Here is a 26,880-nt window from a genome sequence, read left to right on the forward strand (position 1 = left end):
ATAAATGGCTAGTTCCGATCAAGTAGAACTTGTTTTCCTGCCCCTAGGTGGTGTCGGCGAGATCGGGATGAACTTGGCTATGTATGGCTATGGTCCTGCGCACAAGCGCGAATGGGTCGTAGTCGATATGGGCGTGAGCTTTGCCGGCCCGGATCTGCCGGGTGCTGATCTGGTGTTGCCGGATATTCGCTTTTTGCAAGCGGAACGCCACAATCTAAGGGGCATTGTCATTACGCATGCCCACGAGGATCACTACGGTGCGTTGCTCGACCTTTGGCCCTTACTGAACGTTCCCGTTTATGCAACGCCCTTCGCGGCGGGTCTGCTTGCTGCCAAGCGCCAGTCGGAACCCGGTGCGCCGAATATTCCTGTAACGATCTACCGTGCAGGTGAGACTTTTAACGTGGGTCCATTCGAGTTCGAGGCGATTGCCGTTACCCATTCGATTCCTGAGCCCGTTTCGCTGGCGATCAAGACACCGCTGGGTACGGTCATTCACACGGGCGACTGGAAGATGGATCCGGAGCCTTCGCTCGGACCGCTCATCAACGGAGCGCGGTTTCGCGCACTTGGCGACGAGGGCGTGCTCGCGATGATGTGCGATTCCACCAATGCTTTACGCGATGGTGAGTCTCCGTCCGAGCGCGAAGTAGGCGAAAGCTTGCGTGAGATCATAGAAAATGCCCGCGGCCGCGTTGCGATAACGACGTTCTCATCGAATGTTGGGCGCATTCGCTCGATAGCTTTGGCAGCGCGCGATGCCGGCAGGCAAACGCTGGTTCTTGGCCGATCGATGAAGCGTATGATCGATGTAGCGAGCGAGCTCGGCTATCTCGATGGCGTTCCCGAATTCCTGTCCGAGGACGACTACGGCTATATACCGCGCGAAAACATGGTGATCATCTTGACTGGCAGCCAGGGCGAGCCGCGCGCGGCGCTTGCCAAGCTTGCGCGCGACGAAATGCGCAACGTTGCATTATCGGCGGGCGATACGGTGATCTACTCTTCGCGCCCGATTCCCGGCAACGAAAAGCCGATTATCGACACGAAAAACCTGTTGATCGAGCAGGGAATCCACATCATTTCCGACGGCGATCAACTGGTACACGTCTCCGGTCATCCGCGCCGCAACGAATTGAAGCGCATGTACGAGTGGGTACGTCCGCGCATCCTCGTACCCGTGCACGGCGAGGCCGCGCATCTGGTCGGACAGGGTTCGCTGGCGGCGATGGCGGGAATTCCGGAAGTGCCGCAGGTACGCAATGGCGACGTACTGCGACTCGCACCGGGCAGGGCCGAAATCATCGATCAGGCTCCTATTGGCCGGTGGTACAAGGACGGCAAGCTGATTGGTGACGAGGAAGAGGTCGGCATCGTTGATCGCCGCAAGCTCTCTTATGTCGGACATGTTGCGGTTTCGATGCTGCTGGACGAAAAATTCAACATCATGGAGGACCCTGAAATCGTTCCGATCGGGCTTCCGGAAAATGACGCCGAAGGTGAGCTGCTCGAGGATCTGCTGTATGATGCAGCGGTGAGCGCGGTGCAAAGTATTCCGCGCGAAAAACGCAAGGATATTGCCATGGTGCGCGAAGCAGTGCGCAGGGCAGTTCGTGCCGCGGCCAATGAGGTCTGGGGTAAAAAGCCCGTGGTTACGGTTTTCGTGACCCGCCCATAAGGAAACCATGCTGGGACGTCTCAATCATGTCGCGATCGCCGTGCCTGACCTGGAGGCAGCGTCCGTGATCTATCGCGATACACTTGGTGCAAAACTGACACAGCCACAAGCTTTGCCGGAACATGGTGTCACCGTCGTCTTCATCGATGTTGGCAATACCAAGATCGAATTGCTGGAACCCTTGGGTGCGGACTCGCCCATTGCCGCGTTTCTGGCCAAGAATCCGTCGGGCGGTATGCACCATATCTGCTACGAAGTGCCCGATATCCACGCAGCGCGCGATCGGTTAAAAAAGCAGGGTGCGCGCATTCTTGGTGATGGCGAACCGAAGACCGGCGCGCACGGCAAGCCCGTTATTTTTCTTCATCCGAAGGATTTTAGCGGAACGCTGATTGAACTGGAGCAAGAATAAGAATGCCAATCGCAACCGCAATGGCGGTGTACTTCATATTCTGGTGGCTCACTCTTTTCACAATGCTGCCAATTGGCCTTCGCACGCAGGCCGACGAAGACGATGTGACGCTGGGAACAACACCGAGCGCACCGCACAAGCACCGCATGGGCCGAGTTTTCCTGCTGACGACGATTGTGGCTACAATTATATTTGCCATCTTCTATGTCGTGAATGAGGTGCTGGGTTACGGCGTAAACGATCTGCCGGTTTTTTTCCCGCAACTGGACTAAATTTGGTCCGTTAGAATTACCCGCCACGAAAAAAATCAAATTAGCTTGCTAATGAAATTGGATGCGGCGCGCGCCAGTAATCTCTCACATCGTTCCTACCGCAATTTTATTACAATAAAGTGTTGGAAGCTGAAGCGCCAGAAGGCAAGTGATAAGTTACTTCAAGAAAATACGGCAACGTATTGATTCGACAAATTCAGACAAAAAAAATGCAAGGCTTTCACCTTGCATTTTAAAGATCGCGTCTGACCAAATCCACTTGCGTGGCGGCTGCGGAAAACCGCGCCTAGGTCACATCCTCCCAAGACTTTGACCGCGTAGGAAAGCAGAAATATTCTTACTTTCTCCTTATGATTAAAAAAATAGCGGACTGCCTGCGAAATGTCACGAAAAATATTCGTTCTTGTCATTTTTTGCTTACAAATCCAGCAAGGCAGTGAATCTCTTATAAATACCCGCCCGTTTCATTTGGCGTTACGGGTTCCCAATCCTCCGGGAAGCCGGTAAAGAAACATCACTTTGCACTTGGTTTTGCCTGATTCTTAAAGCACTCAGGCGATGTTCAATTTGGTGATTCTCCATGCGGCTTTCCCGTTACCTTTTACCCATCCTGAAAGAAAACCCCAAGGAGGCGGAAATCGTCTCCCACCGCCTGATGTTGCGTGCAGGTCTGATACGCCAGGAATCGGCGGGCATCTATGCCTGGTTGCCGGCGGGTCTGCGGATTCTGAACAAGGTGAGCGCCATTATTCGCGAGGAGCAGAATCGTTCCGGTGCGATTGAGCTCCTCATGCCGACAATACAGTCCGCTGATCTTTGGCGCGAAAGTGGACGTTATGACGCCTATGGCGACGAGATGCTGCGCATCAAGGATCGCGGTGATCGCGACATGCTCTTCGGTCCGACCAACGAAGAAATGATCACCGAAATTTTCCGCGCCTATGTCAGATCTTACAAAGACTTGCCGCTGAATCTTTATCATATCCAGTGGAAGTTTCGCGATGAACGCCGTCCGCGCTTCGGGGTCATGCGGTCGCGCGAATTCCTGATGAAGGATGCCTATTCCTTCGATCTGGATTTTGAGGGTGCGAAAGCGGCATATAATCGTATGTTCGTTGCCTATCTGCGCACGTTTTCGCGACTGGGTATCAAAGTCATTCCCATGCGGGCCGATACGGGTCCGATTGGTGGTGACCTCAGCCACGAATTCATTATCCTCGCCGATACTGGAGAGAGCCAGGTATTCTGCGATCGCGCCTATCTCGATCTGCCTGTGCCCGGTCCCGATACCGACTTTAATGATGACGCGCAGATTGCCGATATCGTTAAGCGTTGGACCACGCCCTATGCTGCCACCGACGAAATGCATGACGAGGCCGCCTGGGCGAAGGTCGGTGCTTCGCAGCAACTCGCTGCTCGCGGTATCGAAGTGGGCCACATTTTCCACTTTGGAACGAAATATTCCGAACCAATGGGCGCTAGGGTAACCGGACCAGATGGCAAGGACTACCCGGTTTCAATGGGCTCCTACGGTATTGGGCCAACACGTGTAGTCGCTGCAATCATTGAAGCGTCGCATGACGAGAATGGCATTATCTGGCCGAAAGCCGTCGCGCCCTTCGGTGTGGGCATTGTGAACATGAAACCTGGCGACGCAGCCTGCGACACCGTTTCGGCTAAATTGTACGATGCGTTGACAAATGCTGGCCTTGAGCCCCTGCTCGACGATACGGATGATCGCCCGGGTGCCAAGTTCGCCACAATGGATCTGATCGGTCTACCCACACAGGTCATAGTCGGCCCGCGCGGCGTTGCGGCAGGCGAGGTCGAGATCAAGGATCGAGCGACCGGCGAGCGTGAGTCCTTGAGTATCGAAGCTGCGCTTAACAAGCTCGCGGGCGTTCAGGCAGGGATTTTATGAGCGAAAAGGCAGTCACCGCGCCGAACGGTTCCAAGCCGTTCTCAGCCTATGAACGTATGATCGCCTGGCGCTATTTGCGCGCCCGGCGCAAGGAAACGTTCATTTCCGTGATTGCCGGGTTCTCTTTTACGGGGATCATGCTTGGTGTTGCGACGTTGATCATCGTGATGGCAGTGATGAATGGCTTTCGCGCTGAACTCTTGACGCGCATCCTCGGCATCAACGGTCATGTTATCATGCAGCCGATGGATCGGCCTTTCGACGACTACGATGCGGTCATCAAACGCGTCGACGCTGTCCCCGGTGTCTCCTTTGCCATTCCGGTTGTCGAGGGACAGGTGTTGGCCAAAGGTAATGTCGGGGCAGGGGCTGGAGCCCTGGTACGCGGCCTACGCGAGGAAGACATTGCGAAACTTCAGCTTGTTTCCAAAAACGTGCGCCAAGGTACGTTTCAGGGATTCAACACAGCTGGCGGCGTAGCTATCGGAACGCGTATGGCTGAAAATATGGGTCTCGGTCTCGGTGATAAACTTACCTTGATATCTCCGGACGGGGATGTGACGCCACTTGGCATGGCTCCGCGTGTCAAATCCTATCCGGTTACGGCCATATTCGAGATTGGCATGTCGGAGTATGACGCATCGATTGTACTTATGCCGCTCGATGAATCGCAGCTCTATTTCAACCAGGAAAACAAGGTTCAATCGATCGAGATATTCGCCGATAACCCGGACAATATCGATGCATTGAAGAAACCGATCGAGGATGCGGCACAACGATCGATCCTGCTGACCGACTGGCGTCAGCGCAATCAGACATTCTTTTCCGCCCTTCAGGTTGAGCGCAATGTCATGTTCATGATTCTGACGCTGATCGTCCTCGTCGCGGCTCTCAATATCATCTCCGGATTGATAATGCTGGTGAAAGACAAGGGGCATGACATTGCCATCCTTCGGACCATGGGGGCGACGCGAAACTCGATCCTGCGCATCTTTCTTATGACGGGTGCTGCGATAGGTGTGACCGGAACGATTGCAGGTGTGGTTCTTGGTGTCGTTGTATGTCTCAACGTTGAACGAATCAGAGAATTCTTTTCCTGGATTTCCGGAACGACGCTGTTCAATCCTGAACTCTATTTCTTGAGCACCTTGCCTGCCAAAATGGATTTCAACGAGACCTTCTCGGTCATCCTCATGGCATTGGTCTTGTCATTTCTGGCGACGCTGTTTCCAGCATGGCGCGCAGCCAAGCTCGATCCCGTTGAAGCCTTGAGGTACGAATAAAATGGTGGCAGGGCCAATTTTGCAGCTGACAAATGTCGGCCGCCGTTATGATGAGATTGGCCGTGAGCTGGTCATTCTCAACGATGCCAGCTTTTCACTTGGCAAGGGTGAGATGGTGGCGCTTGTCGCGCCTTCCGGGGCCGGCAAGTCGACGTTGCTCCACACGGCTGGATTGCTGGAGCGGCCAGACAGCGGCGATGTCATTCTCGATGGCAGGTCCTGTGGTTCGCTTTCCGATGAAGAGCGCACGGCCATACGGCGAAACGACATAGGCTTTGTCTATCAGTTCCATCACCTTCTCCCGGAATTCACCGCATTGGAGAACGTTATGATGCCGCAACTAATTCGCGGCATGAAGCCAGCGGTGGCATCCGAGCGCGCGCAGCAGTTACTCGATTACATGAAGGTTGGTGCGCGTGCTTCGCACCGTCCCAGCGAACTCTCCGGCGGCGAGCAGCAGCGCGTGGCTATTGCCCGTGCTGTGGCGAACGCACCCTTGGTGCTCCTCGCTGACGAACCGACAGGCAATCTCGATCCCGTGACATCTTCCTATGTGTTCGAAGCACTTGAAGCACTTGTGAGGCAGTCGGGGCTGTCAGCCATGATCGCCACTCATAATTTTGAGCTGGCGCGCCGCATGGACAGGCGTGTGACGCTCAAGGATGGCAAAATCACCAACCTCTGATCGCGCAACCCCATTTTACCTTCCATTAATATTTCGAAAACCATAGCGGCAATGGGTGATTAGATCTGCTTGACTTTGGAACAAAAAAGGAACAAAAGATAGACATACAGACAACGAAGAAGGGTTTTACCGATGAGCGAACTTTTCCAGGATGTTATGTCATTCGTTACAGTCAGCCTGTTCATTGCGACGTTTGCAATGTGGGTGAGCGCAATCTGATAGATCAGGGATCGCTAAGATCGGAAATCCTGCGATCCCATTTCTGTCCACTGTTGAAGGAAGCGAAATCCCCAAATCAGGTGGACACTTCATCGCGCATGTCGGACTATACCGGCGCGGTGAATCAGTTTCTCCGTTCAGGTTTTCGGAGACAGAATAATTGGCAGATGGACAGATCAACAGCAGTCTAGGGGTCGCGAGCAAACAGGCGCTGCGCTTCGTGCATCTTAGAGTCCATTCTGCGTATTCCTTACTTGAAGGTGCCCTGCAGGTCCCGAAAGTTATTGATCTTGCCGTTGCCAACAAAGCGCCGGCGATTGCGATAACCGACACTAACAATCTTTTTGGGGCGCTCGAATTTGCCCAGAAAGGATCGAAGGCAGGTCTGCAGCCCATTATTGGCTGCCAGCTTGATGTTGCCTTTCATGACCAAGCGGAGGAAAGCCGCACCGCCAACAGGCGCGAAGCGCTGGGACTGGCGCCGCTCGTGCTCCTTGCTGCCACGGAGGCAGGTTATGCCAATCTCGTGCGCCTTGTCAGCCGCGCATACCTCGAAACGGCAGCGGGTGATCCGGTGCATATCACATCGGCATGGCTCAAAGGTCGTACGGACGGTATCATCGTTTTGTCTGGCGGTCCCGAAGGTCCCATCGCCAAATCGATCAAGGATGATCGGATTGATCGTGCACGGCAGCGGTTGAACTATTTGAAATCGATGTTCGGTGATCGGCTCTACGTCGAACTCCAGCGTCATCGCGGTTATGATCGCGCATTGGAGGCAGCGCAGGTTGAACTTGCGTACGAACTGGAACTGCCGCTCGTCGCGACGAACGACGTGTTTTTTTCAAAAAGTGCTGATTATGAAGCGCATGATGCACTTTTGGCGATTGCCTCCGGTTCGCTCCTGTCGATTGACGATCGCCGCAGGTTGACGCCGGACCACTACCTCAAGAGCGAAGATGAGATGGTGGAACTATTTACCGATCTGCCTGAGGCGGTTGAGAACACTGTCGAGATCGCAATGCGCTGTTCGTATTATCCCAAGAACCGTGCGCCAATTTTGCCGCGCTTTACGGGCGAGAGCGACGATCCGGAGGCGGCGTTGCGAGCCGAGGCCGATGAACTGGCGCGCCAGGCAAGGGAGGGCCTTGCGCAGCGCATCCAGACCTTGGGGCTAGCCGGAGGCCATACAGCCGAGCAATATTCGGAACGGCTGGAATACGAGATATCTATCATCACTCGGATGAAGTACCCGGGTTACTTTTTGATCGTTGCCGACTTCATCAAATGGGCCAAAGCTCATGATATCCCAGTCGGCCCCGGACGTGGATCAGGTGCGGGTTCGCTCGTCGCCTATGCGCTCACGATCACCGACGTTGACCCGCTCCGGTTCTCGCTGCTGTTCGAACGCTTTCTTAATCCGGACCGCGTCTCGATGCCCGACTTTGATATCGACTTCTGCCAAGAGCGGCGCGATGAGGTTATTCGTTATGTTCAGGGTAAATATGGCCGTGATCAGGTAGCTCAAATCATAACCTTCGGTACGCTCCAGGCTCGCGCCGTATTGCGCGATGTGGGCCGCGTTCTGGAAATGCCCTACGGCCAGGTTGATCGTCTGACCAAGATGGTGCCGGCCAATCCCGCCAATCCAGTGACCTTATCGAAGGCGATCGAAGACGAACCGCGACTGCGCGAGGAGCGTGACAAGGAGCCTGTCGTCGAGCGCTTGCTCGACATATCCTTGAAGCTGGAGGGGCTTTACCGCCACGCGTCGACTCACGCGGCGGGTATCGTGATCGGGGATCGGCCTTTGTCGGAACTTGTGCCGATGTATCGCGATCCACGTTCGGATATGCCGGTTACGCAGTTCAACATGAAAATGGTTGAAGAGGCTGGGCTGGTCAAATTCGATTTTCTTGGTCTGAAAACGCTGACAGTTCTGCAGACAGCCGTCAATCTCCTCAAGCGGCGCAGCATCGCAGTAGATCTTTCGAATCTGCCCTTCGACGACAAGCTCACCTACGAGATGCTATCGCGCGGCGAGACAGTCGGCGTGTTTCAGGTGGAAAGCACCGGCATGCGCAAGGCGCTGATCGGCATGCGGCCCGACCGGATTGAAGATATCATCGCGCTCGTCGCGCTCTATCGGCCGGGTCCGATGGAGAACATCCCGACCTACAATGCCCGTAAGAACGGCGATGAGGAGATGGCGTCGATTCATCCGAAAATCGATCATCTCGTCAAGGAAACCCAAGGCGTCATCATCTATCAGGAACAGGTGATGCAGATCGCGCAGGAAATGTCGGGCTATACGCTCGGCGAAGCCGATCTTCTTCGGCGTGCCATGGGCAAGAAGATCCGCGCCGAAATGGACATGCAGCGGGTCCGGTTTGTCGACGGTGCCGTCGAGCGTGGTGTGACCAAGCCGCAAGCCAATTTCATCTTCGACCTGCTCGCGAAGTTCGCCGATTACGGATTCAACAAGTCCCATGCCGCGGCCTATGCGATCGTGTCGTTCCAAACGGCCTATATGAAGGCCCACTATCCAGTGGAATTCCTTGCCGCATCAATGACATACGACATGTCTAACACGGATAAGCTCAACGATTTCCGCCGGGAGGCGGTGCGGCTTGGCATCGAAGTCGTCACGCCATCAGTCAATACGTCTTACCGTTTGTTCGAGGTTGGCGAGAACCGCATCTTCTATTCGCTCGCGGCCATCAAGGGCGTTGGCGAAGCGGCTGTCGATCATATTGTCGAGAAGCGCGGTGCGACGCCCTACGGCAGCCTCGAGGATTTCTGCGAGCGGATCGATCCGCGTGTCGTCAACCGCCGCGTCTTCGAAAGCCTTATAAATGCTGGGGCTTTCGACTGTTTCGGGCGTGAACGGCCTGCGCTGATTGCCGGGCTCGACCGGATTATCGGTCATGCACAACGCACGCAGGAAGACAGCGTTAGCGGTCAGGCCGATATATTCGGGGGAATGGCCGCAAGCGCCCAAACCATTCAGCTCCCTGCAGCTGCACCTTGGCTTTCGGCGGAGAAGTTGCGACGGGAATTCGAGGCGGCGGGTTTTTATCTCTCGGCGCATCCACTCGACGAGTACCGTGCAGTGCTTGAAAAGATGCGCGTCCAGACCTGGTCGGAGTTTTCGGCGGCGGTCAAACGCGGCGCCAACGCGGGGCGTCTTGCCGGGACAATTACGGCCAAGCAAGAGCGCAAGACCAAAACCGGTAACAAGATGGGAATCATCCAATTCTCTGATTCTTCAGGACAATTCGAGGCAGTACTCTTTTCTGAAGCCCTCTCTCAGTACCGTGATCTGCTTGAACCCGGTCGCTCCGTGGTGGTCACTGTTGGCGCCGAGGACCGGCCTGAAGGCATCAGCCTGCGCATCCAGACAGCGCAATCACTCGAAGATGAGGCAACCCGCATGCAGAAGGCATTGCGCCTCTATATGCGTTCCAGCGAACCGCTAAGTGCCATTACACCCTATCTGGCGCCGCAGAACGATGGCCAGGTAGTGAGCCTGATCCTGATCAAGGAAAATGGCGCAACCGAAGTGGAGATCGAACTGCCGAACCGCTATCGTGTCGGTCCGCAGGTCGCCAGTGCGATGAAAGCCATACCGGGAATTGTGGAAGTCGAGATGGCCTGAGGGGTACAGTTCAACGAGTCACAACTGAATTGCAATTCCGGGTAGAAATTCTTGTTCCCGATTTGACTATTCTTGTTCCAGATTCGGAGAGTCTTGTCCGATATTCACCGGTTTTCGTTTGAATCCGTATCATCGGGCAGAGCTTCGACTCGAGATTTGACCCTGCCGAACGTGTATCCGGTCTCGACAGCATTGCTGCCGAATTTCCCGCGGAGCTTGTCTATTGCCGTTTCGGCAACCGCACGTTTAGTCGCTTGAATATCGACCAGGTCGAGCGGGTCAGCGCGATCATCGTTGCCAAGGTCGCTGACGCCGATCCCGAGCAGACGAAATCGCGTGCCGTCGATTTCTTTTTCAAGCAGCGAAAAGCCGGTACGGAAAATCCGGTCGGCCAGTTGTGTCGGATCGGCCAACTGGCGGTTTCGGGTTCTGAGTTTGAAATCCCGAGTCTTCAATTTAAGGACGACAGTCCTTCCAGCGATGTCCGCCGCTTTGAGGCGCCTCGACACTTTTTCCGATAAAGACCGCAATATTGGCGTGAGCTCTTCGAGCGATGCGATGTCTTCATTGAAGGTCGTTTCAGCGGATACACTTTTGCTCTCGCTGTCAGGTTCAACGCGGCGCGTATCAAGTCCCCGCGATAGATGGTAAAGGCGCTGCCCCATAGTACCATAGGCAGCCATCAAGGGGCCAAGTTCCATCGTCTGAAGTTGGCCTATGGTGCGAATGCCATCGCGCTCCAGCGTTGCATTGAACGCCTTGCCGACGCCCCATATCATCGTAACAGGTTTGTCGGCCAGGAACGCGGGTGCCTCTTGTTCTCCGATGATAGAAAAGCCGCGTGGCTTCTCGAAGTCCGAGGCGATCTTCGCCAGGAACTTGCAGTAGGAAATACCGACAGAAACGGAAAGCCCCATGTCTCGTTCTACTCGATTTGAAAAATGCGCCATCACACGGGAAGGTGGATCGTGATGCAGGCGCTCGGTCCCCGACAGATCCAAAAAGGCTTCATCGATCGACAACGGCTCGACCAGAGGAGTCAAATCGCGCATCATTTGCCGAATCTCGCGACCGACCCGGGCATATTTTTCCATGTTGGGACTGATAACGACAGCGTGCGGACAAGCCTCCAGAGCCTTGAACATCGGCATCGCCGACTTCACACCATGGATGCGGGCGACGTAGCAAGCTGTTGAAACGACGCCGCGTTTTCCGCCCCCAATAATGACGGGCTTGTTTCGCAATTCCGAATTGTCGCGCTTTTCCACCGAAGCGTAGAACGCATCGCAGTCCACATGCGCGATGCTGAGGCGATAAAGCTCCGGATGGCGCACGAGACGTGGGCTCCCGCAGAGATGACAGCGGCGTCCTTCCGACTTCTGGGCGGCCAGACAGTCACGGCAAAAACCAAATCTCGGATCGTTGAGGGTTGCCATCGGGGTCCGGAACATAAAAGGAACGAGCAGACCTTAGCGAAGCTGTCTCTACCTTGCAACGACCAGCCGAGCCTATCAACCGTTCAATCGATATCTTGCCGGCCACCAGGAAGGAGCCGAAGTGCTTCCTGGAAGAGGGCAGGATCTGTGCCTGTTGCCTCGCAATAGCGTATTAGCGTCGGTTCGTGCCCAAGGTAGAATTGGAGAACACCCGCCAGAAATCCCGGTTCGCCGGCCGCCGTCCGAATCTGATCGGCGGTAATTCCGGTCAAAGCAAGGAACCGGGCAAGCAACTCACTGTCGTCGGCCAGGAATATCAAAGCATTGATGGCCAAGGTTTCCGCGTCGCCGAGATTGATCTGATTCCTCATTTACACCGCCTGTTCATGGTTTGCCGGGTCCTGCAACCCAGAATAGTACGTCTCACAGTCCTACACGCTGTTTCGTGTACCCAAATTTCGCTGTAGCCGGTTGAATATGATCAAAAGAAGATGTTCAATAAATCCTTGGTTAAACATGATCAGCAGCATTTCGGGATTGGGCTGAAGAGTTACCTTTTCATCAATCATCACAGGCTATCAAATGCATCCATACAGTTGGGGCTGCGACCGGATCTTTGTCCCATAGTTCTTCACGGACGGCGCGCGTCTTTCAAGCATGATCAACAGGAAATTGCCGATGGTAAAGAAAGTTATGATCGTCGAGGATAATGAGCTTAATATGAAGCTCTTCCGCGATCTTATTGAAGCCAGCGGCTATGAAACCATCCGGACCCGCAATGGGCTGGAAGCGCTTGATTTGGCTCGCGAACATCGGCCTGATCTGATCCTCATGGATATTCAGCTGCCCGAGGTGTCGGGTCTGGAAGTCACGAAATGGCTGAAGGCGGACGACGATCTGCATGTAATCCCGATCATCGCCGTTACTGCTTTTGCCATGAAGGGTGATGAGGAGCGTATTCGGCAAGGCGGTTGTGAGGCTTATATTTCAAAACCCATCTCGGTGCCGAAGTTCATCGAAACCATCAAATCTTATCTTGGCGACGCTTGACCGTCAGGGGAGTTAAATATGACGGCCCGCATACTAGTCGTTGACGATGTTCCCGCCAATGTGAAGCTGCTCGAAGCACGGCTGAGCGCGGAATATTATGAAGTCGTCACGGCATCGGACGGCTATCAGGCCCTGGAGATATGCGAGAACAGCAATGTTGACCTCATTCTGCTTGATATCATGATGCCAGGATTGGACGGCTTCGAAGTTTGCCGTAGACTGAAGTCGCAAGCCTCTACCGCACATATCCCCGTGGTGCTGGTCACAGCTCTGGATCAGGACACAGACCGGATTACCGGACTGAACTTTGGCGCTGATGATTTCCTGACCAAACCCGTAAACGACTTGCAACTTCTTGCACGCGTGAAGAGCTTGGTGCGGTTGAAAAACCTGACCGACGAGCTGCGGTTACGGGTTGCTACGACCCGCGATGTCGGATTGGAGTCGCTCTTGCGGTTCCCAATTGGCAGTGAGGGCAGCACCAAGAATGCCCGCGTCCTGCTGATCGACGAACGACCCGAAAGCGCCGAACGAATTCAGCGCATATTGGCCGACGAAGGTGTCGTCGACGTTCAAACGGATCCGCAAACGGGATTCTTCGACGCTATCCAAGGCAACCATGATTGCCTGATCATTTCGTCGAGCTTCACCAACTTCGACCCGCTGCGCATCTGTGCGCAATTGCGGTCGCTCGACAACACGCGGTCGCTGCCTATCATCCTTGTGGCAGATCGGGGTGAAGAACCATTGATCCGACGCGCCTTGGAGTTGGGTGTGAACGACTATCTGGTGCGACCGCTGAACCCGAATGAATTGCTGGCACGGTTGCGCACACAGCTTCGACGTAAAGCCTATCATGATGGCTTGCGCGCCAGTGTCGTCAAGACCTACGAAATGGCGGTGACGGATAGCCTGACAGGTTTGCATAATCGTCTCTATCTTGAGACGCATCTGGCAACCCTATTCAAGCGCGCTGTCGAACGCCGTCGGCCCTTGTCCATTCTCATGACCGATATCGACCGGTTCAAGCTTATAAACGATACGCATGGTCACGACGGCGGGGACGAGGTGTTGCGGGAATTTGCAAGGCGCTTGCGACGGAATGTGCGCGGGAGCGATCTTGCGAGCCGCTATGGCGGCGAGGAGTTTTTCATCGTGATGCCGGACACCGATTCGGCGCTCGCTGCCGTTGTGGCCGAGCGCATCAGGCGCGAGGTCGCAGCGACACCGTTTGTCGTCAATCAAAACGGGACCGGGGCTCCCGTGACAATCAGCATCGGCATTGCCAGCGTTCTATCCAAGGAAGACACTGTGCAAAGTCTGCTGAAGCGCGCTGATGACGCTCTCTATGGTGCAAAGGCTGCCGGACGCAATCGCGTTGTGTCGGCCGCGGCCTGACGAATAACAATCAACAGGTCATGGAATTTACAAACAAAAATGCCGCCCTGAAGGCGGCATTTTTGTTTCCGGAACAACAAGATTACTTGATCTTGGTTTCCTTGAACTCAACGTGCTTGCGTGCGACCGGGTCGTACTTGCGGAAAGACATCTTCTCCGTCTTGGTACGGCTGTTCTTGCTCGTAACGTAGAAGAAACCGGTGTCAGCGGTCGACAGAAGCTTGATCTTGATATTCGCAGCCTTGGCCATTTTCAGTTTACCTGTTCTGATTATTGAGGACCGCTATTCAAGTCCAGCAACGTGGCCATAAGCGGAAATTCGGCCGGACACTTAACTGAATGGTGCCAAAAGTCAAGCCCGCGTCGGTCACCGCGCCAATATAATCGATCAATCGGCGTGTCCTAACTGCAGGACAACCTCATACCACATTTGACGAGATGTGATTCAACCCTGCGTTCGTTGCCGACCAACTCAAATCACGCGATGAGTCGAACTTCGAGTTTTGAAGGCAAAAGCAACAACACCGAGCCAGCCAGTGTATCGGGGGAGACAGGCTCCCCCGACTGCGGCAAGAGCCTTGCCTTCAACCTTGGAGGTGATTCATGTGGCGACGCCCACTTAGCATCACCCTTATAGTGAAAAGAACCCGGACCAGCTGGCAAGTTGTGTTCCGGGTTCAATTCAACCTATAGGGAAAGGGAGGCGGGCGAAAGCTCGCCTCTCACTCCGGGCTCAATATAACACCGTGGCGAATAATTCCAAGCGCGCTGTAGTTGTACTCGCTTAGAGTCCCGACCCTAACCTCTGCGGCTGATCAGGCGTGAGCCCACCAAAAGCGCGTAAGCGGCAAAAAATATTGCGAGAGCGACTGCAAAGCCCGCGGGCCCCATCAGATCCATGCCGATACCGACGGCTTGTGGACCGACGAGCATACCGACTGCGTAGCAGAAGACGAAGGCCGCATTGGCCGAGGCAAGCTCGCGCCCCGTGAGCTGCGAGCCCAGGTGTGCCAGGCCAACGGTGTAAAGGCCTGCTACAACGCCGCCCCAGACAAACAGCAATCCCGCGACGAGATACCAGTTGGAATAGATGAATGGCAGGACGCACATGCCCGCCAAGCCGATCAACGCGCAGACAAGCAGGATCTTGCGACGATCATTGACGTGATCGCTGAGGAGCCCAATTGGAATTTGCAGCAGCACGTTGCCGAGCCCGATGGTCGTGAGCAGGAGAGCCGCATTGGCTTCGCTATAGCCGACCCGGGAGCCGAAGACGGGAAACAGCGCGAAGCCACCGGTTTCAACTGCGCCAAAGACAAAGACCGCTGCCGTCGCAGTGGGCACAGCCCAAATGAACGGTGCGAAAGGAACATGCTCCTCTTCATGGAAATCCGGGCTTTCCTTCGACGCGAAAAGCACCGGCAACATGGCGAAGATGATGATGCCGAAGCCGACAGCAAACGGCATGATGCCGACGCTGCCGATGCGCGAGAACAGCCATGGCCCCAGCGCAAACCCCACGGAAAGGACGGTGGCATATATACCAAGCACCAGCCCGCGTTTTTCGGGAGGGGCCGCAGCATTGATCCAATATTCGGAAAGGATGAACAGCATTGTCAGCGCGAAATGCAGGAAAACGCGTAATACGACCCACATCCAGAACTCGGTAAAGAAGTGAAACCCAACGAACGAGAAACCGCCGATCAGCAACATTCCAAGCAGGGTCGGCACTACACCGAACCGGGCTGCGATGGGAGCAGCGAAGGGGGCGGCGACAATCGACGCGATGCCCGCGACCGCGGCGTTCAAGCCTATCATGGTGGCCGAATGGCCGCGGCTCTCCAGAATGACGCTCAGGAGTGGAATGCCAAGTCCGATGGCGACACCAACGGAACTGATGGTGGCGATGGCCGCGACAAGCGCGCGCCAGGAAGACCGGACTGTTGTCTGGTCAGTGGTCGGCGTTGCATCCATAAATCAAAAAACCTCTCGGACGAATCGTCCATATTTCATGCGGTAACGAATAACGGCGTTGCCCGGGTCCAGGGCGGGATTTGCTTCAAGAATCGCCTCGGCCTCCTTTATGATCGTCCGGGTGATCTCGGGAATATCCAGCTGGTTGGCCTCGCGGAAAGGCAGCCAGCACAATTCTTCGAGTTCCAGTGACGGCCCGGTTGCTTCGGGAAGGGTATCGGCGACGGCATCACGAAAAGCAAGGAAGAACCGTGTATCGAAACGGCGGGAGCGACCGGGCGGCGTGGTGGCTCGCGCAAAATAGCGCAGCACGGAAAGGTCAGGAAGAATCCCGCGTTCGACAAAAGCGGCCCAGTCCGGGTGCGATATCGAAACGGCATCCGGATGCCGGCGCCCGAGAAGAAGCCCTGCCTCTTCATAGGTTTCGCGAATGGCAGAGAGCGCGAGCGCCCGGCAGCGTTGAACGCTTGAGCGACTGCCCATGCCGGTCAGCAGTTTTGCTTGATCAATGTCGGAGAGTTCGGCAATGGCGGATATGCGGCCATCCGCAGGTTCCGTCCGCCCACCTGGGAAGACGAATTTTCCCGGCATGAAGACGTGACGCATGTGCCGCTTGCCCATGAGAATGCGCAAATCCTGCCCGGAGCGGTCGATAAGCAATAGCGAAGCAGCATCGCGTGGCCGGATAGGTACTAACCGCTTATCCATTTGGATCGGGATGGCGTTGCCTTGATCATTCACTGTTCCCGCGGCTCCTGATCGTCAGTCTCGCCGCCAAAACCATGCATGTAATTTGCCCATTGCAATCCGATGATGGCGCCTTTGACCGGCTGCAGCAAACCTATCGACAACAGGATCGTCAAGGGAACCCAGATGGCCAGATGCACCCAATTGGACAATATGACGAGGGTTTCAACCGCCAGAAATCCGCCGAGGACGATGTGGCCGACGATCGTGATGGTGATATAGGCTGGAAAATCATCGGCGCGCTGATGGGTGTAGTCCTCGCCGCAGTCGGCGCAATGGTCGACCGGCTTGACGAAGGCGCGAAATAGCTTGCCTTCGCCACAATGCGGGCAGCGACAGCGCAATCCGCGCCACATCGCTTGCCACACCGGCCGGCGCTCTCTCGCGGGCGCCATATCGGCGCCGAAAATCTGTTCTGCCATTACCTGCCTCTTCGTCCGCCCCGCGATACGGTAGACGGACGTTTCTGGTTTCCGCGTACAAAACGCTTTGCCTTGTGGTGCGAGCGCACGCCGCTCGGCACCGGGTGCGGTTCTGAAAGCATCTCGAACCGCAATGCGCCGGCAACTGGCAAGGCTTCGACCAAACGAACCTCGACGACGTCACCGAGGCGGAAACCCTTGCCACTGCGTTCGCCGGACAGAGCGTGGTTGGTTTCGTCGTAAAGATAGTAATCATCACCCAAAGTTGAAATGGGGATAAATCCGTCCGCGCCATATGTCGCAAGCGAGACGAACAGGCCGGCCTTGGTAACACCCTGGACGCGGCCTTCGAAACTGCTGCCCACCTTGTCCGCCAGATAGTGTGCGATCAGCCGGTCGACAGTGTCGCGCTCGGCGGCCATGGCACGACGCTCGGATGTCGAGATCAGGGCGGCGATCTCCGGCAATGCCGCTTCTTCGTCTGGCGTCAGGCCATCCGGTCCAAGGCCCAATGCCGAAATTAAAGCGCGGTGCACGATGAGGTCGGCATAGCGGCGGATAGGCGAAGTGAAGTGCGCATAACGATGAAGATTGAGGCCGAAGTGCCCAATGTTCGCGGGGTTGTATTCCGCCTGCGATTGCGAACGCAGCACGACCTGATTGACGAGGTCCTGCTGCTCGCTGCCCTCGACGCGCTTCAGGATATGGTTGAACTGGTTCGGACGCAGTTCTGCGCCGCGGGCCAGTGAAATATCCATGGTCCGCAGGAACTCACGCAGCGTTTCCTGCTTGGCCAGCGAAGGCGCATCGTGGATGCGGAAGATCAGTGGCTGCTTCTTGCGCTCGAGCGTTTCGGCAGCGGCAACATTGGCCTGGATCATGAATTCTTCGATGAGCTTATGCGCATCGAGCCGCGGCGGGATCACGACCTTGTCGACCTTGCCTTCGGGTGTAAGCAGGATCTTCTTCTCGGGGAGATCTAGTTCCAGTGGCTCTCGCGCGTCTCGGCCGCGCTTCAGCACGGCATAGGCCGCCCAGAGCGGCTTCAGGATCGTATCGAGGATCGGCGCTGTCTTCTCGTCCGTCGCGCCATCGATCGCCGCCTGCGCCTGCGGGTAGGAGAGCCGGGCGTGCGAGCGCATCATAATACGATGGAAGGTGTGCGAAATCTTGCGCCCTTCGGCATCAAAGATCATGCGGACGGCAAGGGCAGGGCGGTCCACCAGTTCTTTCAGCGAACAAAGATCGTTGGAAATACGCTCAGGCAGCATCGGCACGACGCGGTCGGGGAAATACACCGAATTGCCGCGCTTCAATGCCTCGCGGTCGAGCTGTGAACCTGGGGTTACATAGGCTGCGACATCGGCGATGGCGACGGTAGCCATGAAGCCGCCCGGATTTTTCTCGTCCGGATCAGGCTCGGCATAGACCGCATCATCGTGATCTTTTGCATCGGCCGGATCGATGGTCACCAATGGAACATGACGCCAGTCATCGCGATGCGCCATGGTTGCGGGTTTGGCCTTTTCGGCTTCCGCAGTGACGCTATCCGGAAAGACATGCGGGATCTCATGCTCATGGATGGCGATCATCGACAGGGCTTTTTCACTCGCAACGGAACCCACGACCTGCGTGATACGGCCAAGTGCAAGCCCGTAGCGGCTGATTTTCGAAACCTCGACTTCGACAAGATCGTTTGCCTTGGCATTGTTCAGCTGGGCAGGATCGATGGCGAGTTCGACTTGCCGCCGTTCGACGGGCTCGAGGCGCCACTCGCCATTGTCCAGCTTGCGCAACACGCCCAAAACGGCATCCTTGCGATGCTCGATCTTCTTGATGACACGTCCCGTGTAAGCAGGTCCGGTAGGGTCGGCACCGTGAAAAATACGCGCGAGAACACGATCGCCCACACCGGGAGTCGGGCCTTTCTGATTGCGCGAGGCGCGAATGAAAACCACAGGCGGCCGTTCCTGGTGGTTGGCGTCCCATTCAGCAGGCTTGGCGATCAACCCGCCGTCACCGTCACGTCCGGTAATGTCGAGGACTGCCACGCTCGGCAAGCTGCCGGGTACGGCGAGCCGCTTGGCTCGCTTTTCGACCAAGCCATCGCCAGTCAAGTCTCGCAGAATGTCCTTCAGTGCGATCCGTGCATCGCCTTTGATATTGAATGCCTTGGCGATGTCACGTTTGCCGGCAAGGTCCGGATTTTCCTTGATAAACTGGAGAATTTCATCGCGGCTTGGCATATGCTGTTCGCGACCGGAAGCGTCAGAATTGGCAGACCGCTTTTTTCCGTTGGGGGGAGAGATACGGCGTGCCAATCGATTTTTTCCTAACTTGCTTTTTTGGTGGCAGTCTTTTTCGCAGCCGGTTTTTTCGCGGCAGGTTTTTTGGCTGCCGTTGCCTTCTTGGCCGGTGCTTTCTTGGTACCCTTCGAGCCCGCTTTTTCAGCGATCATAGCAAGAGCTTCCTCAACGGTCACGCCCGCCGGGTCCTTGCCCTTCGGCAGCGTGGCATTGACCTTGCCCCAGTTCACATAGGGGCCGTATTTGCCGTCGCGAACGGTGATCACGCCGCCATCGGGATGCTCGCCAAGATCCTTGAGCGCTACAGGCGTACCCCGACCGCGCCCCGGGCCCTTTGCCTGCTTGTCCGCAAGCACGGTAACTGCACGATTGAGGCCGATCGAGAACACGTCTTCCGCATTCTCCAGGTTCGCATAGGTCCCATCATGCGTGATGTAAGGGCCGTAGCGCCCGATTCCGGCCGAGATCATCTTCGCCGTTTCGGGGTGTTGGCCCACATCACGAGGCAGAGACAGCAGCGCCAGAGCTTTTTCATGATCCAGTGTATCGAACGTCCAGCCCTTTGGCAGGCTGGCGCGCTTGGCTTCCTTGCCATCACCACGCTGCACATAGGGCCCAAACCGGCCATTGCGTGCGGTAATATCCTCGTCCGTATAGGGATCCTTGCCAAGCAGCTTTGGCTCATCGCCGCCATTGCCGTTTTCGTTTGCCGCTTCGCTGCCGCCAAGCTGACGCGTGAATTTGCATTCAGGATAGTTCGAACATCCGATAAACGCGCCGTACTTGCCGAGCTTCAGCGACAGATTGCCTGTACCGCAGACCTGACAGATACGCGGATCGCTGCCATCTTCTCGCGGCGGAAACACGAGCGGGCCAAGCTGGTCGTTCAATGCATCCAGCACATTGGTAACGCGGAGTTCCTTGATTCCATCGACAGAGCCGAAGAAATCGGTCCAGAAAGCCCGCAGAACATCCTTCCACTTCAGCTTTCCATCGGAAATCTCATCGAGTTTCTCTTCGAGATCGGCGGTGAAATCATATTCGACATAGCGCTTGAAGAAACTTTCCAGGAAGGCAATGACCAGGCGGCCCTTGGCTTCTGGAATGAGCTTGCGCTTGTCGATGGTTATGTATTCGCGATCGCGAAGGGTGGCGAGCGTCGATGCATAGGTGGAAGGACGGCCGATGCCGAGTTCCTCCATCTTCTTGATGAGCGTTGCTTCCGAATAGCGCGGCGGCGGTTCAGTCGAGTGCTGTGTTGCGTTGATTTTCTCGCGGGCCAGAGCCTCTCCGGAGCGGATTTCCGGGAGACGTCCACCATCTTCATCGACGTCTTCTTCCTCGCGGTGATCCGTATAAGCACCGAGAAAACCATCAAACCTGATGACCGAGCCTGTCGCGCGCAGTTGTGCGAAACGCGAGCCGTTCTGCGCATCGATTTCGACCGTAGTTCTTTCGATGTCCGCCGACTGCATCTGACTTGCGATCGCTCGCTTCCAGATCAGCTCGTACAACCGTGCCTGATCAGCATCAAGAAACTGGCGCATGTCCTTGGGATGCCGATTGAAATCGGTCGGGCGGATCGCTTCGTGCGCTTCCTGGGCATTCTTCGCCTTCGTGGCGTAAAAGCGCGGCTTCTCCGGCACATATTTTTCGCCGAAAACCTTGCCGATCGTCTGGCGCGCCGCCTGAACGGCTTCGGGCGCCATCTGCACGCCATCAGTACGCATATAAGTGATCAAGCCAGCGGTTTCGCTGCCGAGGTCCATACCTTCATACAGCTTCTGCGCAATCTGCATCGTGCGTGATGCGGAAAATCCGAGCTGACCGGAGGCCGCCTGTTGCAAACTCGATGTGGTGAAGGGCGGGCCGGGGCTGCGTTTGATCGGCTTCGCCTCGACCGAGGCTGCCTTGAAGGACGCGCCTTCCAGCATGCCGCGAATCTCACCGGCCTGTTCGCCATTCTTGATATCGAGCTTGCCAAGTTTCTTGCCATCGACTGACACAAGCCGTGCTTCGAACCCGTCATTGCGCGGTGTTTTCAGGAGCGCGGCGATATTCCAGTATTCTTCGCGGATAAAGCGTTCGATTTCCGCTTCGCGATCCGCGACGAGCCGCAATGCTACCGATTGGACGCGGCCAGCGGAGCGTGCGCCCGGGAGTTTGCGCCAAAGCACCGGGGAGAGGGTGAAGCCGAAAAGATAGTCCAAAGCGCGGCGTGCGAGATAGGCATCGACGAGCGGCATATCGATGTCGCGCGGATTGGCCATGGCCTCCAGCACTGCATTCTTGGTGATCGCGTTGAAGACGACGCGTTGGACACTCTTCTTTCCTATCGCCTTTTTTTGCTGCAGTACTTCGAGCACGTGCCAGGAAATAGCCTCGCCTTCACGATCCGGATCGGTTGCGAGAATGAGGCCGTCGCTCTCTTTCAAAGCTTTGACAATCTCGCTTAGTCTCTTGGCCGAGGCCGAGTCGACTTCCCACGACATCGAGAAATCATCGTCAGGGCGCACCGATCCATCCTTGGCCGGCAGATCGCGCACATGGCCGAACGAGGCCAGGACCGCATAACCCGAACCGAGATATTTGTTGATTGTTTTGGCCTTGGCAGGCGATTCGACGACGACAACATTCATTACAGATTTGAGCTTTCCTGCCCTTGTCAGATTGCAAAAGCACTAATTTAGCTTCGGAACAGGCCTGTGAAATGAACAGGCTTCGACACAACGTCAAGGTCTGTACATCAAAAATCGTGAATTACAACCTGCGGTTGCTCGCATAACTTATGCAATTAATGGTATTTTCCTTATGAGTTCAAGCCTATGGTGAATTCCTGTGCGAGTCATATACGGTTTCGTATATAGAGTATAAAAAACAGCAGCTTATATAGGCATAAATTAAGATTTCTGAGTCAAAGTATAGCGCATATTTTCGATATAAATTTATATTTAAGGATCAAATTATGAGCGAAAGTCGAATTGATCAAATTGAAAACGCCAGATTTATTCAGCAAATGCTCGGTGAGTTACGAGCAATGGCCAAAACGAACCGGCTGGAGATGTTGGCGTATCTTATAGAAATTGCATATATCGAAAGCAGTGACCAGTTGCAGAAGGAACTGGGGACAGCTTCACGCGTAAACAAGCGAAACATGTCCGCCTGAGTGACGCTGCAAACGTCCAGCTAGATCGAGTTCGAGCAGAATCAGCATTACCACCGACGGGTGTAGTTCGCTCGTACGGATCAGGTCGTCGATATCGACTGGAACGGGGCCGAGGAGATTGACGAACCGGTCCCGATCGGTTTCGTCGGGTGGATTGATTGGCGGGAAATCCATATCTGGTGCAAGAAACGCTGGATCGTCGAAAACAGGCCGTTCGACCAGTGGCGTTAATGCAGTTATTATGTCTTCGGTACTGGTTGTCACGATGGCTCCGTTTTTCAGCAACCCGTTGGTGCCCTTGGCCCTCGGGTCGAGAGGAGAGCCAGGGACCGCGAAAACAAGCCTGCCAAGTTCTCCCGCCAGCCGGGCACTGATCAGTGAGCCGGAGCGTTCGGCGGCTTCAACCACAACCAGGCCAAGCGACAGGGCGGCGATAATACGGTTGCGCCTAGGAAAATCCCGGGCACGGGGATCCCAACCGAATGGCATTTCACTGATCGCGGCCCCATTGCGCGCGCTTATTGCCTTATAGAGATTGAGGTTTTCCGGAGGATAGGGGACGTCCAGCCCGCCTGCCATGACGGCCACGGTTCCGTAGTCCAGGCTGGCCTCATGGGCTGCCGTATCTATTCCACGTGCAAGACCGGAGATAATCGCGTAACCGGCCTCACCCAGCTCCCGTGCGATCATCCGCGCAAACTTGATCCCCACCAACGATGCGTTGCGTGCGCCGACGATGGCAACGGGCGGTAGCCTGAAGACCTCGGGATTCCCTTTGATCGCGACCAATGGCGGGGGATTGTCGCATTGGCGAAGATAGCGGGGATAGTCGGGCTCACCTATGCCGACGAAAACAGCACCCATTTTTGCCGCCGCCTGCATTTCGCGCTCAGCATCCTGCAAACTGGCAATTCGAATTGGCCGGCCGCCGCCGCCGCGCCTGACGAGTTCGGGCAGCATTTCCAATGCATCGCTCGCAGAACCGCAATGAACGATCAGATCGCGGAAGGTCGCGGGACCGACATTTTCGCTGCGGATCAACCGAAGCCAGCTCAAGCGCTGGCTGTCAGAAAGGCGTATGCCCTTCTTTTCTTCATTCATCCTTTGGCGCCGATCTTGCCTTCGGTGCCTGAGACAAGACGCTGGATATTGGCTCTATGCTTGATGAAGACGATGATCGTCAGGACGAAGAAAAGCGCTGCGATCTGGTGCACCCCTATTATGTAGAGTGCAATCGGAACGATGATGGCCGCGAAAAGGGCGGCGAGAGAAGAATAGCGAGAAGTGTAGGCTATGATCAGCCAGACGGCGGCGAAGATCAGCGCACCCTGCCAGAACAGCCCGAGCAGAACGCCAAGATAGGTGGCAACACCTTTGCCGCCCTTGAATTTCAACCAGACCGGAAAGATATGGCCGAGGAAGGCACCGAAGCCAGCAATGATTGCGGCTTCAGGGCTGGCGATGCCGGCAATCAACACCGCCACGGTGCCCTTCAACATATCAAGGACCAAGGTTGCAGCGGCGAGTTTCTTGTTGCCGGTGCGCAGGACATTGGTCGCACCGATATTGCCGGAACCGATGCTGCGCACGTCGCCAAGGCCAGCCATGCGGGTCAGGATCAGACCAAAAGGAATGGATCCGAGCAGATAGCTGAAGACGAGCGCAAAGAAGAGAAGCGGAAATCCTGCCTGCCCAGTGAAGAAATCCGACATGCATATCCCCTTAGGTGAAATTAGATCGTGAAGACTGACTTTCCTGCAACAAATGTCTGTACGACGCGGCCCTGAAAACGTGCGCCCTCGAAACAAGAGTTCTTGGAACGCGACCGTAAGTCTTCTTCCTTCACTACCCACGGTTCGTCAAGATCGACTATGGTCATATCCGCCTTCGAACCCGCACGCAGCGAACCCGCATCGAGGCCAAAAATCCTGGCGGGGACACTGGACATCGCTTCGACGATGCGCAGAAGCGGAACGTCGCCATTGTGGTACAATCTCAGTGCTGCGCCAAGCAGCGTTTCAAGGCCGATCGCGCCAGCTGCCGCATCGGCAAATGGCAGTCGCTTGGTATCGACATCCTGAGGATCATGCGCAGATACGATGATATCGATCGTGCCGTCGCGCAGGGCTTCGACCATGGCGAGGCGGTCTTCCTCCAGGCGCAACGGCGGCTGCAAGCGGAAGAACGTGCGGAATTCACCGATATCGTTTTCGTTCAGGGAGAGATGATTGATCGATACGGCCGAGGTTACGTTCAGGCCATTCTGCTTGGCGCGGGAAATCACCTCTGCCGACATGGCAGTCGAAATCTGCGCGGCGTGGTAGGCGCCCTGTGTCAGCGCGGCCAGACGCATGTCACGCTCGAGCGGGATCACTTCGGCCTCGCGCGGCGTGCCGGAAAGCCCCAGCCAGCTCGCATATAGTCCTTCGTTCATGACGCCGTTGCTACCGAGGTGCGGGTCCTGTGCTTCGTGCGCGAGGACCACACCGAAATCACGGGCATAGGTGAGCGCGCGGCGCATCAGCTGCGTATTGGCGATTGAATTGCGGCCTTCCGTGATAGCAACTGCACCAGCCTCACGAAGCAGGCCGATCTCGGTCATTTCCTCGCCGTGCAGGCCTTTGGTGACCGCCGCCGCCGGATAAACATTGACCACCGCCGTATCGCGGGCCGTTCGCTTGATGAATTCCACCAGCGCGACATTATCGATGACCGGATCGGTGTCCGGCATCATGATAACTGACGTGACACCGCCCGCTGCTGCGGCATGGCTGGCAGACGCGATGGTTTCGCGATGTTCCGCGCCTGGTTCACCAATGAAGACGCGCGCATCGACCAGACCTGGAAGCACCGCCTTGCCCTTGCAGTCAATGATGGCGGCACCTTCCGGGGTGCCCTGATTGCGGGCATTGGCACCGCTGGCGACGATCCTGTCATTCTCGATGATGATCGTGCCGGTTTCGTCGAGCCCGCGCGAGGGATCGACGATGCGGGCATTTTGCAGAACGGTGGCGCTCATCCGGCCACTCCTTCGGCATTTCGGCGCGGATCGAGCAGCGCTTCCATCACCGCCATGCGCACGGCAACACCCATCTCGACCTGTTCCTGAATGACGCTCTGCGAGCCATCGGCTACATCCGACGCGATTTCAACGCCGCGGTTCATCGGACCGGGGTGCATGACCAGCGCATCGGGCTTGGCGTATTTGAGTTTTTCGCGGTCCAGGCCGTGGTAGCGGAAATATTCGCGCACCGATGGTACGAATGAGCCTGTCATGCGCTCGCGCTGCAGCCGCAGCATCATCACCACGTCGGCGTCTTTCAGGCCTTCTTCCATGGTGTGGAAGACTTCCGCACCCATATGCGCAATGCCCGCGGGAAGGAGGGTCGAGGGAGCGACAACGCGAACGCGTGCGCCTAAGGCATTGAGAAGGATCATGTTCGACCGCGCCACGCGAGAGTGCAAAACGTCGCCGCAGATGGCAACGGTCAGCCGGGCGATCTTGCCCTTGGCGCGGCGGATCGTCAGCGCATCGAGCAGCGCCTGCGTTGGATGTTCATGTGCGCCGTCGCCAGCATTGACCACCGAACAGCCGACCTTTTGTGCGAGAAGCGCCGCGGCTCCGGCCGAGCCATGGCGGATAATCAGGATATCGGGCCGCATGGCATTGAGCGTCATCGCCGTGTCGATCAGCGTTTCACCCTTCTTGACCGAGGAATTTCCGACCGCCATGTTCATGACGTCGGCGCCCAGCCTCTTTCCGGCGAGTTCGAAGGATGATTGGGTGCGGGTCGACGCCTCGAAGAACAAATTGATCTGAGTGCGGCCGCGCAAGGTCGCCTTTTTCTTCTCGGACTGCCGTGAAACCGCGATCTCGCTTTCGGCGATATCGAGCAGCTGGATAATGTCTTGAGGCGAAAGGCCCTTGATGCCAAGCAAGTGGCGATGGGGAAACAGGAGAGGGGGCTCTTTTGATGTCATATAGGGGCGGGACCTATTAATCTGGTCGAAATGGTAGGAGGCCATTTGTTCGGATACGAGGAGCAAAGACGATGGCAATGTTCATCCATTGTCGAGCCTTTGCGACGAAGTTGGCGGGCAAATGGACCCTATCCTCCGGACGCCGAAGCGGCTGCAAGCTGCAGTGTCGAGCCGCTCGGCCGGGGGGAAGACCCCGCCCTTCGCGTCTCTCCTCGCATCTTCTTGCCGTTTCAGGCGCCATTTCGATCATATTAATGGGTCCCGACCCTTAG

The 26,880-nt window shown here is 56.1% G+C and carries 22 protein-coding genes; 10 read left to right on the forward strand and 12 right to left on the reverse strand.

Going from position 1 to position 26,880, the window contains the following annotated elements:
* Positions 1-4 precede the first annotated feature (4 nt).
* The 7 genes from PHA01_RS05060 to dnaE all read left to right on the forward strand — a co-directional run bounded on the left by PHA01_RS05060 (position 5) and on the right by dnaE (position 10,128).
* Entirely contained in the window at positions 5-1,678 is a 1,674-nt protein-coding gene (locus PHA01_RS05060; RefSeq protein ID WP_271893751.1) for a ribonuclease J, read from the forward strand.
* A 7-nt stretch (positions 1,679-1,685) separates the two neighbouring features.
* Positions 1,686-2,090 carry a methylmalonyl-CoA epimerase gene (mce, locus tag PHA01_RS05065; RefSeq protein ID WP_271893752.1) on the forward strand — a complete coding sequence of 135 codons (405 nt, stop codon included), beginning with the start codon at positions 1,686-1,688 and terminating at the stop codon, positions 2,088-2,090.
* 2 nt (positions 2,091-2,092) lie between these two features.
* Complete coding sequence (locus PHA01_RS05070) at positions 2,093-2,362, forward strand: DUF1467 family protein (RefSeq protein WP_112530905.1); 270 nt, start codon at positions 2,093-2,095, stop codon at positions 2,360-2,362.
* A gap of 580 nt (positions 2,363-2,942) precedes the next feature.
* Entirely contained in the window at positions 2,943-4,283 is a 1,341-nt protein-coding gene (gene proS, locus PHA01_RS05075) for a proline--tRNA ligase (RefSeq protein WP_271893754.1), read from the forward strand.
* On the forward strand, positions 4,280-5,566 hold the full coding sequence (locus PHA01_RS05080; protein WP_271893756.1) for a lipoprotein-releasing ABC transporter permease subunit: 1,287 nt from the start codon (positions 4,280-4,282) through the stop codon (positions 5,564-5,566). Before proS ends, PHA01_RS05080 begins: the two co-directional genes overlap by 4 nt.
* Position 5,567: 1 nt before the next feature.
* Positions 5,568-6,251: an ABC transporter ATP-binding protein gene (locus PHA01_RS05085; RefSeq protein WP_112530908.1), complete on the forward strand. Its 684-nt coding sequence runs from the start codon at positions 5,568-5,570 to the stop codon at positions 6,249-6,251.
* A gap of 394 nt (positions 6,252-6,645) precedes the next feature.
* Positions 6,646-10,128: a DNA polymerase III subunit alpha gene (gene dnaE, locus PHA01_RS05090; protein WP_271893939.1), complete on the forward strand. Its 3,483-nt coding sequence runs from the start codon at positions 6,646-6,648 to the stop codon at positions 10,126-10,128.
* Between the two features lie 104 nt (positions 10,129-10,232).
* Here the strand turns inward: dnaE and PHA01_RS05095 are convergent, their stop codons facing one another.
* The gene (locus tag PHA01_RS05095; protein WP_417020900.1) at positions 10,233-11,564 is read right to left on the reverse strand and encodes a DNA polymerase IV; all 1,332 of its coding nucleotides are present in this window, start codon (positions 11,562-11,564) and stop codon (positions 10,233-10,235) included.
* An 83-nt stretch (positions 11,565-11,647) separates the two neighbouring features.
* A complete protein-coding gene (locus tag PHA01_RS05100; protein ID WP_271893760.1) occupies positions 11,648-11,935 on the reverse strand; it encodes a DUF3572 domain-containing protein in 288 nt (95 codons plus the stop codon).
* Between the two features lie 307 nt (positions 11,936-12,242).
* Between PHA01_RS05100 and PHA01_RS05105 the strand changes: the two genes are divergently transcribed.
* Both PHA01_RS05105 and PHA01_RS05110 read left to right on the forward strand, forming a co-directional pair.
* Positions 12,243-12,614, forward strand: coding sequence for a response regulator (locus PHA01_RS05105; RefSeq protein ID WP_008122893.1), 372 nt, complete (start codon positions 12,243-12,245; stop codon positions 12,612-12,614).
* Between the two features lie 18 nt (positions 12,615-12,632).
* Positions 12,633-14,012 carry a PleD family two-component system response regulator gene (locus PHA01_RS05110; protein ID WP_271893764.1) on the forward strand — a complete coding sequence of 460 codons (1,380 nt, stop codon included), beginning with the start codon at positions 12,633-12,635 and terminating at the stop codon, positions 14,010-14,012.
* Positions 14,013-14,094: 82 nt separating this feature from the next.
* Here the strand turns inward: PHA01_RS05110 and rpmG are convergent, their stop codons facing one another.
* The 6 genes from rpmG to topA all read right to left on the reverse strand — a co-directional run bounded on the left by rpmG (position 14,095) and on the right by topA (position 22,100).
* Positions 14,095-14,262, reverse strand: a complete 168-nt coding sequence (rpmG, locus tag PHA01_RS05115) for a 50S ribosomal protein L33 (RefSeq protein ID WP_008122896.1) — start codon at positions 14,260-14,262, stop codon at positions 14,095-14,097.
* A gap of 548 nt (positions 14,263-14,810) precedes the next feature.
* On the reverse strand, positions 14,811-15,986 hold the full coding sequence (locus tag PHA01_RS05120) for an MFS transporter (protein WP_271893767.1): 1,176 nt from the start codon (positions 15,984-15,986) through the stop codon (positions 14,811-14,813).
* Positions 15,987-15,989: 3 nt separating this feature from the next.
* Positions 15,990-16,727 carry an NUDIX hydrolase gene (locus PHA01_RS05125; protein ID WP_271893768.1) on the reverse strand — a complete coding sequence of 246 codons (738 nt, stop codon included), beginning with the start codon at positions 16,725-16,727 and terminating at the stop codon, positions 15,990-15,992.
* Positions 16,724-17,155: a DUF983 domain-containing protein gene (locus PHA01_RS05130; RefSeq protein WP_271893769.1), complete on the reverse strand. Its 432-nt coding sequence runs from the start codon at positions 17,153-17,155 to the stop codon at positions 16,724-16,726. Before PHA01_RS05130 ends, PHA01_RS05125 begins: the two co-directional genes overlap by 4 nt.
* Complete coding sequence (gene rnr, locus PHA01_RS05135) at positions 17,155-19,476, reverse strand: ribonuclease R (RefSeq protein ID WP_417020901.1); 2,322 nt, start codon at positions 19,474-19,476, stop codon at positions 17,155-17,157. Before rnr ends, PHA01_RS05130 begins: the two co-directional genes overlap by 1 nt.
* A gap of 11 nt (positions 19,477-19,487) precedes the next feature.
* Positions 19,488-22,100, reverse strand: coding sequence for a type I DNA topoisomerase (topA, locus tag PHA01_RS05140; RefSeq protein WP_271893770.1), 2,613 nt, complete (start codon positions 22,098-22,100; stop codon positions 19,488-19,490).
* 326 nt (positions 22,101-22,426) lie between these two features.
* On the opposite strand from topA, the gene PHA01_RS05145 reads away from it, so the two are divergent.
* Positions 22,427-22,627, forward strand: a complete 201-nt coding sequence (locus tag PHA01_RS05145) for a hypothetical protein (protein WP_271893771.1) — start codon at positions 22,427-22,429, stop codon at positions 22,625-22,627.
* On the opposite strand, the gene dprA is transcribed toward PHA01_RS05145, so the two are convergent.
* The 4 genes from dprA to PHA01_RS05165 are packed head-to-tail and all read right to left on the reverse strand — an operon-like array spanning position 22,595 to position 26,608.
* Positions 22,595-23,728, reverse strand: a complete 1,134-nt coding sequence (dprA, locus tag PHA01_RS05150) for a DNA-processing protein DprA (protein ID WP_271893774.1) — start codon at positions 23,726-23,728, stop codon at positions 22,595-22,597. The two genes, PHA01_RS05145 and dprA, sit on opposite strands and share 33 nt — an antisense overlap.
* Positions 23,725-24,339 carry a glycerol-3-phosphate 1-O-acyltransferase PlsY gene (plsY, locus tag PHA01_RS05155; protein WP_271893776.1) on the reverse strand — a complete coding sequence of 205 codons (615 nt, stop codon included), beginning with the start codon at positions 24,337-24,339 and terminating at the stop codon, positions 23,725-23,727. The genes dprA and plsY overlap by 4 nt, the downstream gene beginning before the upstream one ends.
* A 20-nt stretch (positions 24,340-24,359) precedes the next feature.
* Positions 24,360-25,646 (reverse strand): dihydroorotase, encoded by a 1,287-nt coding sequence (locus PHA01_RS05160; RefSeq protein ID WP_271893778.1) that lies wholly within the window; start codon positions 25,644-25,646, stop codon positions 24,360-24,362.
* The gene (locus PHA01_RS05165; protein ID WP_271893779.1) at positions 25,643-26,608 is read right to left on the reverse strand and encodes an aspartate carbamoyltransferase catalytic subunit; all 966 of its coding nucleotides are present in this window, start codon (positions 26,606-26,608) and stop codon (positions 25,643-25,645) included. Before PHA01_RS05165 ends, PHA01_RS05160 begins: the two co-directional genes overlap by 4 nt.
* Positions 26,609-26,880 lie beyond the last annotated feature (272 nt).

The sequence above is a fragment of the Candidatus Phyllobacterium onerii genome (genome assembly GCF_028331445.1).
Lineage (GTDB): Bacteria > Pseudomonadota > Alphaproteobacteria > Rhizobiales > Rhizobiaceae > Phyllobacterium > Phyllobacterium onerii.